Below are 13777 nucleotides of genomic sequence, written 5' to 3'. Positions count from 1 at the left end.
TGGATGTATCCACCGGGGCGGCAATCAGTTTGGCGATGCCGATCAGGGCAGCGGCGGGGTGGCGTGCTCGTCGCCCACGAAGTCCACCGACGCGTACTCGCGCAGCTTGGTCAGACGGTGGAAGCCGTCGATCATGCGGATGGTGCCGGACTTGGCGCGCATCACGATGGACTGGGTGTAGGCGCCGCCACCGTAGTAGCGCACGCCCTTGAGCAGGTCACCGTCGGTGACGCCGGTGGCGCTGAAGAACACGTCGTCGCCGGAGACCAGGTCCGTGGTGGACAGGATCCGGTCCAGGTCGTGGCCGGCGTCGATGGCCTTCTGCTTCTCGGCATCGTCCTTCGGGGCCAGCCTGGCCTGCAGCGCGCCGCCCATGCAGCGCATGGCGGCCGCGGCGATGATGCCCTCGGGGGTGCCGCCGATACCGATCAGCATGTCGACGCCGGACTCCGGGCGAGCGGTGGCGATCGCACCGGCCACGTCACCGTCGGAGATGAGGCGGATGCGGGCGCCCGCCTCGCGCACGGCCTTCATGTGCTCGGCGTGGCGGGGACGGTCCAGGATGCAGACGGTGAGGTCCGAGATCGCGGAGTTCTTGGCCTTGGCGACGCGGCGCAGGTTCTCCGAGATCGGGGCGCTCAGGTCGATGACATCGGCGGCGTCGGGGCCGACGGCGATCTTCTCCATGTAGAACACGGCCGACGGGTCGAACATGGCGCCGCGCTCGGCGACCGCCAGCACGGAGATGGCGCCGGGGGAGCCCTTCGACATCAGGGTGGTGCCGTCGATCGGGTCGACCGCGAAGTCCAGCTCGGCGCCGGTGCCGTCGCCGACCAGCTCGCCGTTGTACAGCATGGGCGCTTCGTCCTTCTCGCCCTCACCGATCACCACGATGCCGCGCATGGAGACGGTCGCGACCAGCTGACGCATGGCGTCCACGGCAGCGCCGTCGCCGCCTTCCTTGTCACCCCGGCCTACCCAGCGGCCCGCGGCCATGGCGCCGGCCTCGGTGACCCGGACCAACTCGAGTGCGAGGTTGCGGTCCGGTGCCTCGCGGCGGCTGGATGCGGTCATGAGAGGAGCCTCCTTGTTGTCAACTGCTGCGTAAATTGTCGCATTGCGGTTTTGGGCTCCACGCAAGTACTGACGTTTCACTTTCGCGCTGGTCGTGGACGTTTACGGGAAACGCCGCACACGAACGGGTTCGTAGAGGGCACTGTGAGCCGGGTCGCATCCGGGGCCCGTGGATACTGTGTGCGTGTCGTACCAAAAGCCGCGCAGCCAGAACGACTACAAGGACCTCATCTGGTCCTTGCTCCCGCTGGTGCTGATCTGCCTGGTCATCGCGGGCATCGCGAGCCAGTGCTCCTTCACCACGAAGGGGCCGACACAGGGCCAGATTCCGAACTTCGACGTGAAGACCGCCCTCGCCGACGACGCGCGGCACCTGTCGTTCCCGATCCGGCTGCCCGCCCTCCCCGACAGCGGCCCGGACAAGTGGACCCCCAACTCCGGCAGCCACGACACCATCACCGGCACCGGCGGCGGCGACCTCAGCACGGTCGGGTTCATCAGCCCCGAGGGCACCTACATGCAGCTGACGCAGACCAACGCCACTGTGGACGCGCTCGCCAAGAAGTACGCACCCGTGAAGGTCGCCACCGGCAGCGAGCAGCGCGCCGACCACAAGTGGAGCGTATTCGCCGAACCCGGCTCCGAGCCCGCCTGGATCTCCGACTTCGGCGACGTCCGGATTCTGATCAAGGGCGCGGGCAACGGAGCGGCCTTCAACACGCTGTCGACCGCCATCGGCCAGGCCCAGCCGCTGCCGCGCGGCTGATCTCGGCGACGCCGGGCCCGCTGTCCGGGCCGGGCGTCCCGCGTAGTCGCGTCTACTCCGCCGAAGTGCGGTGCGCGAGGGCGTCTTCCACGCGCTTGCGGGCACCCGCGAGATGCTGTTCGCAGCGGGTGGCCAGCGCCTCGCCGCGCTCCCACAACGCCAGCGACTCGTCCAGGTCCATGCCGCCCTGCTCCAGCATCTTGACCACGTTCACCAGTTCGTCGCGAGCGCGCTCGTAGCCGAACCCGGCGATCTCGGTGCGTTCGTCGTCGGTCATCAGGAGTCCTTCCGGGTCGGGCGGGGAGCCAGGGATTGGGAGCCGAGGGCCGCGGCGGAGATCGCGCCGTCGGCCACCCGGATACGGAGCTGGGTGCCGGGCGGCGAGTCCTCGATGGCCCGGACCACCTCGCGGTCCTTGCCGTTCACCCGCTGCACCACCGCGTATCCGCGGGCCAGCGTGGCGGCCGGGCCGACCGCCGCGAGCTTCTCGCGCAGGTGCCGGGTGGTGGTGGACTCGCCCGAGAGCCGATGATCCACCGCGCGCTGGGCGGCGGTGCGCAGACGCTCCACCTCGTCGTGCCGCTGGTCGAGCAGGCGCAGCGGGTCGGCCAGCACCGGGCGCGAACGCAATTGGGTCAGGGCGCGGGCCTCCCGGTCCACCCAGCCGCGCAGGGCCGCGTTGGCGCGCGACCGAAGCTCCTGCAGCAGCGCGGTTTCCGCGGCCGCGTCGGGGACGATCCGCTTGGCGGCGTCGGTGGGGGTGGCGGCGCGTAGATCCGCCACATAATCCGAGATCGGATTGTCCGGTTCGTGGCCGATGGCGCTGACGATCGGGGTCTTCGCGGAAACGATGGCGCGGCACAGGGTCTCGTCGGAGAACGGCAGCAGATCCTCCGTGCTGCCGCCGCCGCGCGCCAGCACGATCACATCGACCTCGGGATTCGCGTCCAGCGCCGTGATGGCCTCCAGGATCTGCGGCACCGCGGTCGGGCCCTGCACGGCGGTATTGCGGATCTCGAACCGCACCGCGGGCCAGCGCTGCGTCGCCACCGTCACCACATCGTGCTCGGCGGCGCTGGCGCGGCCGGTGATCAGGCCGATCCGATTGGGCAGGAACGGGATCGGACGCTTGAGCCGCGGATCGAACAGGCCCTCCGCCGCCAGCAGCGCCTTCAACCGCTCGATGCGGGCCAGCAGCTCGCCGATGCCCACCGGGCGAATCTCGGTGACCCGCAACGACACCGTGCCGCGGCCGGTGAAGAACGACAGCTTGCCGTACACGACGACCCGGCTGCCCTCCTGCAACGGCACCGCGGCACCGCGCAGCAGCTCCGGATCGCAGGTCACCGACAGCGACATGTCCGCGGCCGTGTCCCGCAGCACCAGAAACGCGGTGCGGGTGCCCGGGCGCAGATTCATCTGGGTGATCTGGCCCTCCACCCACACCGCGCCCAGCCGGTCGATCCACTGCGCCACCTTGACGGCGATGGTCCGCACCGGCATCGGGTTCTCGGCGGACGAGCTCGGCGGCTTCGCGGCGCCCGGCGTCGTTTCGGTGCTCACGCCGACGATTCTGTCAGTGCCCACCGACGCGACAGCGCAGCGCCCACGACGACACAGCGCCGACCGTCCGGGGCGGGTGCCCGTGCGGTCGGCGCCGATCGAGTGATTACTGGGCCGAGACCGTCGCGATGCGGTTGGTCAGCATGGTGACGAAGGGTGCGCGGTCGAGCGTCTGCTTCTCGTAGTCGAGGAGGGTTGCCAGATCGTCCACCGACAGCTGACGTAGTCGCGCGCGCAGCTGGGCGATGGTCATGTCCGCGTACGCGAAGCGGGTCGCCACTTCGGGCTCGGTGACGGTGGTCTCGGGCTCGGCGGCGACCTCGGGCTCGGCCGGGGCGGGCTCGGCGTCGGCCACGAGTTCCAGCTTGGCCGGGGCGCTGCCGTTGTGGCCGTTGGTGGCGGCCTTGGAAGCCATTGCGGGCGCGGCGGTCTCGGTGGCCTCCGGTTCGGCAGCCTCCTGCGCGGCCGATTCGGCGGGCACCGGAGCGAATTCGGGCTCGGTGAAGAGATCGAAACGGCTCCGGTACGCCGATTCGGCGCCGAAGCTGGAAGTTTGCTCGTTGTCATCGTCCTCGTCGAAGGTGGCCCACGCGGGCTGCTCCTCGGACTGGGTGAGCAAACGGTCGAAGACGGCGTCGCCCTTGAGGGCGAGGCTGGTCACGAACTGCTGGAGGTGCATGGTGGTCTGCAGCATCTGGCTGATCGCGGTGATCGGGAAGTTGATCGCGGTCGCCGGTAGCCGACGAGTTTCCTCGAGGGCGTAGACGGCGGCCCCGGCGGCGACCCGGGCCAGGAACGGAGGTCGGAACATGCCCCTAGCCTGCCCGAAACGCCGTGTGATGCAAAGGTGACAGCGCACGAAAAATGATTGTGATGCCAACCTCCGCGCGAATGCGCGCCGAGCCGCACACGTATTCTGTGGGGCATGTCCTCGGGTATCCCTTTGAACGTCGGAATCGTCCGGTCCGCGGCGGGTGATGCCGGCGCGCCGCTGAGTCCTTCGCACAAGCGCGTACTGCTCGCCGAACCCCGCGGTTATTGCGCCGGTGTGGACCGGGCGGTCGAAACCGTGGAGAAGGCGCTCGAAAAGCACGGCGCCCCCCTCTATGTCCGCAAAGAAATCGTGCACAACCGGCATGTGGTGGAAACCCTGCGGGACCGCGGTGTGATCTTCGTCGACGACACCGAGGAGGTGCCGGAGGGCGCGCTCGTGGTGTTCTCCGCGCACGGCGTCTCCCCGGCCGTGCACGAATCCGCCGCCGCCCGCAAGCTGCACACCATCGACGCCACCTGCCCGCTGGTCACCAAGGTGCACCAGGAGGCCAAGCGCTTCGCCCGCGACGACTTCGACATCCTGCTGATCGGCCACGAGGGCCACGAGGAGGTCGAGGGCACCGCCGGTGAGGCGCCCGAGCACGTGCAGCTGGTGGACGGCCCGGACGCCGTCGACGCCGTCACCGTGCGCGACGAGAACAAGGTGATCTGGCTCTCCCAGACCACGCTGTCGGTCGACGAGACCATGGAGACCGTCAACCGGCTGCGGCAGAAGTTCCCCAAGCTGCAGGATCCGCCCAGCGACGACATCTGCTACGCCACCTCCAACCGCCAGACCGCGGTGAAGGCCATGGCCCCCGAATGCGATCTGGTGATCGTGGTCGGCTCGCGCAACTCGTCCAACTCGGTGCGGCTGGTGGAGGTCGCGCTGAGCGCGGGCGCCCGCGCCGCGTACCTGGTGGACTACGCCCGCGAGGTGGATGCCGCCTGGCTGGAGGGCATCGGCACGGTCGGCGTCACCTCGGGCGCCTCGGTTCCGGAGATCCTCGTCGAGGGCGTGCTGGAACTGCTGGCCGAGCACGGTTTCGGTGAGGTGGTGCCGGTCACCACCGCCAACGAGACGCTGGTCTTCTCGCTGCCGCGCGAACTGCGCGCCGCGCGCGGGTAATCCCGCGGCCGGGTTATCCGGCTCCGAAAACACATTCGCGCCTGCCACATTCGTTGTGGCGGGCGCGAATTGCTATCCGGATGATCTTATTTCGTCCCGAATTTCGTGATTGCCGGAAATATACGGCGATCGTCGCTCGGGTGTCGCGGTCAGCGTTCGATGCGGCCGGAATCGCGTTCGCGATAGCGCACATTCGGACGCGGATGCGGGGGCACCTCGCCCGGCTGCGGACGGCGACGACGGCCGCCCTCGGCCGCGGGGGCCGGATTGGCGGCGGGCGCCGCGCCGCGTCCCGCGGCCTGCTCGGGACTCTGGGCGCGCCGGCGGCGGCCCTCGCCCGCGGCGGGCTCCGGCGCGGGCTGCGCGGGCCGGCGTTCCCCGGTGCGGGTGCGGTCGGCCGGGGTGGCGCGACGCTCGCCGCCGCGGGGCGGCTCGGCGGGGACCGCGCGGCGTTCCCCGGTGCGCGGCTGCTGCTCGCCGTACTGGCCGCGGCGGCGGCCCTCGGCGGGGGCGGCGGACTGGTCCGGGCGCGCCGGGCGGCGGCGGCCCTCGGTGGCGGGCGGGGTGCGATCGGCGGCGGCCGGATCGGCCTCGCGGGAGCGGCGGCGGGTCTCACCGGACTGCCGGTTCGCGCCCACCCGCGGCGGTCCGGCGGCGACCCGGCCGGTGGCGCGGCGGGACGAACGGGCGGACTCGGTTTCGGTGGGTTCGGTCACGCCCGCGTCCGTGGTGTCGTCGCCGGGCCGGAAGCGGCGTCTGGCTGGGTCCTTGGCGTCGGCGGGCCGGGTGCGCTGGGCGCGGGCGCCGCCGGGGCGGGTGGCGCGACCCCGGAGTGTGCGGGCCTCGCCGTCGGACCCGTCGTTGCTCTCCTTGCGGTGCATGGCGATCCGGACCGCGCCGACGATCAGCACCAGCGTGGTGGCCAGCGCCATCGTGGGGAACCGGTTCACCAGCGGGATGGCCAGATTCAGCAGGATCTCGCGCAGCTTGAAGCTGCGGGCGGAGCCCAGCAGGAGCTGATACGACACCGGCACCGCGATGAACAGCAGCAGCGGCGGCAGCACCAGCGCGGTGAACAGTCCCCGGAAACGGACCGCGAGCACGGCCAGCAGACAGCCGATCACGTACAGGCTGGCGAACGTGCCGGTGAGCTCGTCGCCGCCCATCGAATCGATCAGGAACCCGACGAACGTGCACGTCACGGCGATCAGGACCGCGATGGGGGCCGAGACGCCGGGAACCGACGGCAGGATCGAACGGTGCGACGGGGGCACCTCGGTTCGCTCGCGTTGGGTAACTGCCACGTCAAGCACACTAAGGCATGTCGGTGTTTCACGAGGCAGGCGACATCAGGCAGGTATTCCGAATCGCATGAACCAGGAGTTAGCTGTGGCGCGTGCGCCCTGGGACCGAGCGGTTGCTCAGGCCTCGTCCGCCGCGTCGCCGCGGAACCGATATTCGTCTCCGGAGAAGCCGACCGCGCGGGGCCAGCTGTCGATACTGCGGACCTCCGGCGGGGCCGCGTCCGCGACGCCGAGATCGTGCATCTTGCGGGCCGTCACCAGCACTCGCGACTCCATGGACGCGACCGTGTGGTTGTAGGCGTCGACCGCCTTGCCCAGCTGGGATCCCAGCCGGTCCAGGTGGCGGCCGGTGGTGCCGAGCCGGGTGTAGAGCTCGCGGCCCAGCTGCTGGATCAGGGCCATGTCCGCGGACATCGCCTCCTGCCGCCAGCCCAGCGCCACCGTGCGCAGCAGTGCCATGAGTGTGGTGGGCGTCGCCAGGACCACGTTGCGACCGAAGGCGTACTCGAGCAATCCGGAATCGGCGGTGAGCGCCGCGTCGAGGAATGGATCACCGGGGACGAACAGCACCACGAAATCGGGGGAGGGGTCGAAAGCCGCCCAGTACTCCTTGGCCGCCAGCTGATCCACATGATTGCGCAGGTGCCGCGCGTGCAGGGCCAGGTGATTGGCGCGTTCGCGCGGGTCCTCGGTCCCCGCGGCGTCGAGGAACGCGGTGCACGGCACCTTGGCGTCCACCACGATCTGACGGCCGCCGGACAGCCGCACCACCAGGTCCGGCCGCACCACCGTGTCGCCGCGGCGGGTGACCTGGGTGTCGAAATCGCAGTGCCGGGCCATCCCGGCCAGCTCCACCACCCGTTCCAGCTGGATCTCGCCCCAGCGGCCGCGCACCTGGGGGGCGCGCAGGGCGGCCACCAATTGACCGGTCTGCGTGGACAACTGATGCGACATCCGCTGCATGCCCGCGACCTGTTCGCGCAGGCCCGAATACGCGTTGATGCGGTTGTGCTCGACCTCCCGGATATGCCGGTCCAGACTGCCGACCGCGTCGCGCAGCGGTTCCACCAGCGCGCCGATCGCATGCGATTGCCGCCGCGCCGCGTCCTCGCTGGCCGCCCCGAGTGATTGCCGCAACAACCGCTCGTTGTCCCGCATGGCCGCCAGTCTCGCCTCGGCCATCGCACCCCGCTGCCCCGCCCTCGCGGCATGCCCGAGCCAGCCCAGGGCCAGCCCCGAAACGAACACCAACAGCAGCGCTAACAGCATCGGTGCGGTCATGGCCTGTGATAGTGCCGTACGGCACCGACAATCCGGTGAATCCGGCACCGGTGCCGTGTCTTTGGGGTGCGAAGTTGCCGGGGACGCGCCGAGGGCGGATGAATTTGTCGGAGCGATCGCCTAGCGTTCTCCGACATGCGGATCCTGCACACCTCCGACTGGCATATCGGGCGCACCTTTCACGGCGTCGATCTGCTGACGGATCAGGAGTGCTCGCTGCTGGCCATCGCGGAATTGGTGCGGGCCGAGGGGGTGGACGTGGTCGTGCTGCCGGGGGACGTGTACGACCGTTCCATTCCCAGCGCGGATGCGATCGCGGTGTGTAATCGCGGATTCGAGGCAATTCGGGCAGCGGGGGCGACGATTATCGCGACCTCCGGAAATCATGACTCGCCGACTCGGCTGGGTGCGCTCGGGAGTTTCGCGGCGGCGGGCGGATTGCATTTGCGCTGCCGGATCGCGGATGTGGCGCGACCGATCGTGCTGTCCGACGAGTTCGGTGAAATTGCCTTTTACGGCATTCCGTACTTGGAGCCGGAGATCACCCGGGTGGAATTGGGCGTACCGCAGGCGCGTTCACACGCCGAGATTCTGGACGCGGCCATGGCGCGGGTGCGCGCGGATCTGGCCGGGCGGACCGGAGCCCGTTCGGTGGTGCTGGCACACGCGTTCGTGGTGGGCGGTGAGGCGACGGGCTCGGAGCGGTCCATCTCCGTCGGCGGGGTGGAGACGGTGTCCCTGTCGGCGTTCGACGGGATCGACTACACGGCCCTGGGCCACCTGCACTCGCCGCAGACGCTGTCGGAGTCGGTCCGGTATTCGGGATCGCCGCTGCCGTACTCGTTCGGTGAGCGCTCGCACCGCAAGGCCGTGTGGATCGTGGATCTCGACGCCGCCGGGCTCGCGGAGGTGCGGCGCCACGACCTCCCGGTGGTGCGGGGGCTGTCCCAGCTCACCGGACCGCTGGAATCCCTCCTGGAATCGCCGGAGCACGCCGGAGCCGAATCCCACTATGTTTCGGCCACCCTCACCGACACCGCGCGCCCCGTGGACGCCCTGCGCCGGCTTCGCGACCGCTTCCCGCACGCGGTCCACGTGGAATGGCAACGCCCGGAAGGCAACCCGGAACTCCGCTACCGCGAACGCGTCCACGGCCGCCGCGACACCGAGATCGCCCAGAGCTTCCTCTCCGACGTCCGGGGCGTCCCGACCGCGGGAGAGATGACCTGGCTCGAACGCGCCCTCTCCGCCGCCACCCGCGAAAAGGACGGCCCCCGCCGCGTTTCCGCGCCGGATGAGCGCACGGTGGTGCCCGCCGCGGCCGAGGCGGAGCGGGTGGTCAGTGCGGCCGGGTTCGACGGGTCGGTGCGTGGGGCGGACGCGGCGGATGCGGATGCCGCGCTCGGGCTGTTCGATGTGGAGGAGTTCGGTCTCGGGACGGGTGAATCCGGCGAGACCGCGGACGGGATGACCGCGTGAGCGTTGGGGTGCGGGGCATTTCGGCGTGTCCCGCCGGTGCGGGCGCGCGATCGGTTGTCGAATGGGTCGAGGCGTTGCGGGAAGGGGTCACGGCATGCGGCTGCATCGGCTGGAGCTGACGGCGTTCGGTCCGTTCGCCGAGACGGCCGTGGTGGATTTCGACGAGCTGGGCGCGGACGGGCTGTTCCTGCTGCACGGGCAGACCGGGGCCGGGAAGACCACGGTGCTCGACGCCATCGCCTTCGCGCTGTACGGGAAGGTGCCCGGCGCGCGTGAGGAAGGCAAGCGCCTGCACTCCGATCACGCCGACGAGCAGACCCCGCCCCGGGTGCTGCTCGAAGCCACCGTCGGCGGCCGGACGCTGCGGCTGATCCGCTCCCCGGAATTCCAGCGGCCCAGCAAGCGCGCCAAATCCGGGTGGGTGAAGGAGAATTCGGTCGCCACGTTGGAGTGGCTGGACGGCCGTGGCCAGAACCTCTCGCGCATCCCCGACATCGGCGACGAGGTGCTGCGCCTGCTCGGCATGAGCGCCGACCAGTTCTTCCAGGTCGTCCTGCTGCCCCAGGGCGATTTCGCGCGCTTCCTGCGCGCCGACAACGAGGAACGCGAGAAGCTCCTCGAAAAGCTCTTCGACACCGAACGTTTCGGCACCGCCGAACAGTGGCTCATCGACAAGCGCCGTGCGAGCACCGCCGAACTCGACACCCGCAAACACGGCGTGGATGCCCTGATCGCCCGCGTCGGTACCGCCGCCGGTCTGCCCGCCACCGACTCCGCCACCATCCTCGAGTCGGTCGCCTGGTCGCAGTCCCTGCTGACCACCGCCCGCACCGCACTGACCGCCACCTCCGTGGACCTCCAACAGCGCCGGCAGGATTCGTCGAAGGTTCGCGCCGCCGCCGAGGCCGAGCGCCGCCGCCACGACCTGTTTCGTCGCCGCGCCACGGCCCAGGCGCAGCTCGCCGACTTCACGGCGACCGCCACCCACCGCACGGCCCGCCAGTCGGAACTCGACCGGGCTCGTCGCGCGGAACCGGTCGCCGCCGCTCTCGCCGAGGCCCGCACCGCCGCCGTCGCCTTGCGCCGCCGCACCGACGACGCCACCCGTGCCGCCGAACAACTCGCCGATCGCCTCCTCGACCCCGCGACCGCCGAACTCCCCGGAACCACCTGGGCCGCAGCCGACCTGGTCGCCGCCGAGCTCGCGGGCACGGACCTCGCCACCGACCTGACCGACCTCCCCGGACCTGCCCGGGTAGCAGCCGATCCGGCCGCCACGGAACGTCCGGGCAACGACCTCGCGACCGACCCGGCCGACGTCCTCGGGACCGAAGGCCGGCCGGACTCCACGGGGACCGGTCGGCTTGGCGAACGCGATGAGCCAGGTCGTGACGGTGATGTCGCCTGGGACAGCGGCAATGCCACGAATCCGACTCGGTCGTCGGTCGATACTCCGGGGCGGGTTGCCGGTGGTGGGCTCGAGGCGGCGGTGCAGCGGTGGAGCGCGCAGGTGGGGGCGCTGGACGAGGTACGGGCCGATGCGGAGTCGGCAAATCAGCTGACCCGGGAATTGTCGGGGCTGCGGACCGAGCAGAAGGATCTGACGGCTCGGGCGGCGAAGCTGATCGCGCGGTTGGGGGAACTGCCGGAAGCTGTTGCCGGGGTCGAGGTTCGGTTGCGTGGGTCCTCGGACGCGGCGGCCGCACTGGCCGGGCTGGAGGCCGAGTGCCTGCGCCTGCGGACGTCGGCGGAGGCCGCGGTCGAGCTGGAGCGGAAGCGGGGTGAGCTGGCGCGGGCGGGGACCGGGTTCGAGCGGGCGAGGACCGCGCACGCGGAGGCGTGGAAGCGGACGCAGGCGCTGCGGGAGCAGCGGATGGCGGGGATGGCCGCGGAATTGGCGGAGGCGCTGGTCGAGGGGGAGCCGTGCGCGGTGTGCGGGTCCGACGCGCACCCGAATCCGGCCCGGCCCGCCGAGCACGCGGTGTCCAAGGCGGACGAGGACGCGGCGCTGGCCGCCGAACGGGCCGCGGAGGCCGCACGGGAGCGGGCGGGTCAGCTGGTCGCGGAGCTGGAGCGGGCCGTCGAGGTGCTGGTCGAGCGGGGCGGCGACGTCGACAAGGCGGAACTGGCCGCGGCGCTGGACGATTCGACGCGGCAGTTCACCGCTGCCCAACGAGCGGCGGGGCTGGTGGACGGGCTCACCGCCGAGCTGAACACGCTGCGCGCCGATCAGACCCGGCTCCAGAACGAGGCGCGCGAGTGCGAGAGCCGCGTGAGCGTGACGACCGAGCGGATCGTGGCCACCGATCGTCGGCTGGCCGAACTCACCGAACGGCTGCGTGCCGCCGCCGGAGCCGACGGCACCGTCGAGCGGCGGCGGGCGCGGCTGGCGGCCCTGGTCGACGAGGCCGGTGTGGTCCGCGCGGCCCGCGTCGAAGCCGTCACCGCCCGCGAGCAGGTGGCCGCGGCCGCCGTACGGGTCGAAAAGCTGTCGTACGAAGCGGGTTTGGTGGAATCCGCGCCCCCGGTGATGGGGGAGTCCGGCCCGGATTACGCCGTGCTGGGCGAGTACGCCCGCGCGGTGGACGCCGCCTCGCGCACGACCGCGCAGCAGTCGGAGATCGAGGACGAACTCGTGGCCGCCGACCGCGCTCGCGCCCACGCCGAGGCCGTCCTCGCCGAACCGGAGATCCGCGCCGCCGGGGACACGGAACCGGGCGATCCGGGCGAGCTGGAAAACGCTGTGGCCCAGTCGGAATCGGAACTGAACCGGGCGGTGGCGGCGCACGCCGAAGCGGAGCGGCGGGTCGAGCAACTGACGGCCCTCTGCGCTCAATTGCAGACCGACGTAGAACACATCGCACCCCTGCAACGCGCTCATGAAGAACTGGCCCGTCTGTCCGAGGTGGTCGCGGGCCGCGGCGAGAACAACCGCCGCATGTCCCTGCGCTCCTACGTCCTGGCTGCCCGCCTGGAAGAGGTGGCCCTGGCCGGATCGGTGCGCCTGCGCCGAATGTCCGGCGGCCGCTACGAATTCGTCCACACCGACGCCGCCGGCCCCCGCGGCCGTCGAGGCGGCCTGGGCCTCGACATCCGCGACGACTACACCGGCGCGGTCCGCCCCGCCAAGACCCTCTCCGGCGGCGAGACCTTCATGGCCTCCCTGTCCCTGGCTCTGGGCCTGGCCGACGTCGTCTCCGCCGAATCGGGCGGCCTGGTCATGGACACCCTCTTCATCGACGAGGGTTTCGGCAGCCTCGACGCCGACACGCTCGACTCGGTCATGGGCGTCCTCGACGAACTCCGCTCCGGCGGCCGCGTGGTCGGCGTGGTCAGCCACGTCGACGAAATGCGCCAGCGCATCCCCAGCCGTCTCCACGTCATCCGCGGCCGCACCGGCTCCCGCCTGGAAACCTCGGTCGGCGCGTAGCCTCCACCGGACCGGGCCCGGTTGTGGCTGCCGACTTACGTCCGAGGTACCCGGTCAGGCGCGAGAGAAGCGAACTTCGGCCCGGGCGCGGGCTTTGGCGGCCTCGACCTCGCGGTCTTTCGGCGGGGCGTTGGTGGTCAGGCCCTCGAGCAGGCGGGTGGTGGCCGCGGTGATCTCCTCGACGGCGAGGTCGAAGGCGGCCTGGTTGGCCTGGGAGGGTTTGGCGGTTCCGCTGATCTTGCGGACGTATTGCAGGGCCGCCGCGTGCACCTCGTCCGGGGTGGCCGGCGGCTCGAAGTTGTGCAGGGTGTGGATGTTGCGGCACATGGTTGCGAGCGTACGCCGGGGCACCGACACCCCCGGTCAGAGCGATGTCGCTGGTCGGGAGGGTGCGGATCAGGCGGATTCGTGGTCGAGCAGCCAGCGTTTGACGGGCAGTCCGTAGCGGAAGCCGCCGAGGCTGCCGTCGGTGCGGATGACCCGGTGGCAGGGGACGAACAGGGCGGCCGCGTTGCGGGCGCAGGCGTTGGCGGCGGCGCGGGTGGCGGCGGGGCGGCCGGAGATGACCGCGAAGTCGGTGTAGGTGACCGGCTCGCCCGCGGGCACCTTGCGCAGGATCTCCCAGGCGTGGGTGAGGAACGGCCCGGAGACCTGCCGGACGGGAATGGCGTCGATGGCGGTCAGATCACCGGCGTGATAGTCGGCGATGGCCCGCGAGACCGGCCCGAGCGAATCGCGGGCCCGCAGTTCGGCGGGCCGGATGCTGGGGTGGATGAGCACGCGCAGTTCCTCCGCCGAGGCGGTCCAGCCGGAGGCCAGGACCACGCCGTCGGCGTCGACCAGGGCGGTGAACGGACCGGCCGGCGTGACCGTGGTGGCGTAATCGGCTGGTGCGCGGGTGACTTCGGGGCTCACGAGGGGGATCCTCCGGTTTCGCG

General features: G+C 71.0%; 12 protein-coding genes. 4 read left to right on the top strand and 8 right to left on the bottom strand.

All coding sequences use genetic code 11. The features are described from left to right. Nucleotides 1-42: 42 nt before the first annotated feature. A complete protein-coding gene (glpX, locus tag ABZ382_RS22160; RefSeq protein ID WP_357091671.1) occupies nt 43-1074 on the bottom strand; it encodes a class II fructose-bisphosphatase in 1032 nt (343 codons plus the stop codon). A gap of 184 nt (nt 1075-1258) precedes the next feature. Between glpX and ABZ382_RS22155 the strand changes: the two genes are divergently transcribed. After that, nucleotides 1259-1840 carry a DUF4245 domain-containing protein gene (locus ABZ382_RS22155; protein WP_357091668.1) on the top strand — a complete coding sequence of 194 codons (582 nt, stop codon included), beginning with the start codon at nt 1259-1261 and terminating at the stop codon, nt 1838-1840. A 52-nt stretch (nt 1841-1892) separates the two neighbouring features. On the opposite strand, the gene ABZ382_RS22150 is transcribed toward ABZ382_RS22155, so the two are convergent. The 3 genes from ABZ382_RS22150 to ABZ382_RS22140 form a co-directional block, all read right to left on the bottom strand. Next, a complete protein-coding gene (locus ABZ382_RS22150) occupies nt 1893-2117 on the bottom strand; it encodes an exodeoxyribonuclease VII small subunit (protein ID WP_357091666.1) in 225 nt (74 codons plus the stop codon). Then, a complete protein-coding gene (gene xseA / locus ABZ382_RS22145; protein WP_357092352.1) occupies nt 2117-3343 on the bottom strand; it encodes an exodeoxyribonuclease VII large subunit in 1227 nt (408 codons plus the stop codon). The genes ABZ382_RS22150 and xseA overlap by 1 nt, the downstream gene beginning before the upstream one ends. Before the next feature lie 166 nt (nt 3344-3509). Then, complete coding sequence (locus tag ABZ382_RS22140) at nt 3510-4214, bottom strand: lipid droplet-associated protein (protein ID WP_357091663.1); 705 nt, start codon at nt 4212-4214, stop codon at nt 3510-3512. Between the two features lie 114 nt (nt 4215-4328). On the opposite strand from ABZ382_RS22140, the gene ABZ382_RS22135 reads away from it, so the two are divergent. Then, nucleotides 4329-5345, top strand: coding sequence for a 4-hydroxy-3-methylbut-2-enyl diphosphate reductase (locus ABZ382_RS22135; RefSeq protein ID WP_357091661.1), 1017 nt, complete (start codon nt 4329-4331; stop codon nt 5343-5345). 149 nt (nt 5346-5494) lie between these two features. Here the strand turns inward: ABZ382_RS22135 and ABZ382_RS22130 are convergent, their stop codons facing one another. Together ABZ382_RS22130 and ABZ382_RS22125 are read right to left on the bottom strand one after the other, a co-directional pair. Next, nucleotides 5495-6649, bottom strand: a complete 1155-nt coding sequence (locus ABZ382_RS22130) for a DUF6542 domain-containing protein (protein WP_357091658.1) — start codon at nt 6647-6649, stop codon at nt 5495-5497. Between the two features lie 117 nt (nt 6650-6766). Further along, entirely contained in the window at nt 6767-7930 is a 1164-nt protein-coding gene (locus ABZ382_RS22125; RefSeq protein WP_357091655.1) for a DNA recombination protein RmuC, read from the bottom strand. 135 nt (nt 7931-8065) lie between these two features. On the opposite strand from ABZ382_RS22125, the gene ABZ382_RS22120 reads away from it, so the two are divergent. Both ABZ382_RS22120 and ABZ382_RS22115 read left to right on the top strand, forming a co-directional pair. Next, complete coding sequence (locus ABZ382_RS22120) at nt 8066-9409, top strand: exonuclease SbcCD subunit D (protein WP_357091652.1); 1344 nt, start codon at nt 8066-8068, stop codon at nt 9407-9409. A gap of 94 nt (nt 9410-9503) precedes the next feature. After that, the gene (locus tag ABZ382_RS22115; RefSeq protein ID WP_357091649.1) at nt 9504-12839 is read left to right on the top strand and encodes an AAA family ATPase; all 3336 of its coding nucleotides are present in this window, start codon (nt 9504-9506) and stop codon (nt 12837-12839) included. Between the two features lie 54 nt (nt 12840-12893). Here the strand turns inward: ABZ382_RS22115 and ABZ382_RS22110 are convergent, their stop codons facing one another. Further along, nucleotides 12894-13166, bottom strand: a complete 273-nt coding sequence (locus ABZ382_RS22110) for a DUF2277 domain-containing protein (RefSeq protein WP_357091646.1) — start codon at nt 13164-13166, stop codon at nt 12894-12896. Between the two features lie 69 nt (nt 13167-13235). Then, on the bottom strand, nt 13236-13754 hold the full coding sequence (locus tag ABZ382_RS22105) for a methylated-DNA--[protein]-cysteine S-methyltransferase (protein ID WP_357091644.1): 519 nt from the start codon (nt 13752-13754) through the stop codon (nt 13236-13238). Nucleotides 13755-13777 lie beyond the last annotated feature (23 nt).

It is taken from the genome of Nocardia sp. NPDC005825, from assembly GCF_040630175.1.
In the GTDB taxonomy this organism is placed as follows: Bacteria; Actinomycetota; Actinomycetes; order Mycobacteriales; family Mycobacteriaceae; genus Nocardia.
The sequence above is the reverse complement of the archived record's forward strand: the minus strand, read 5'-3'. Positions and strand labels throughout refer to the sequence as shown.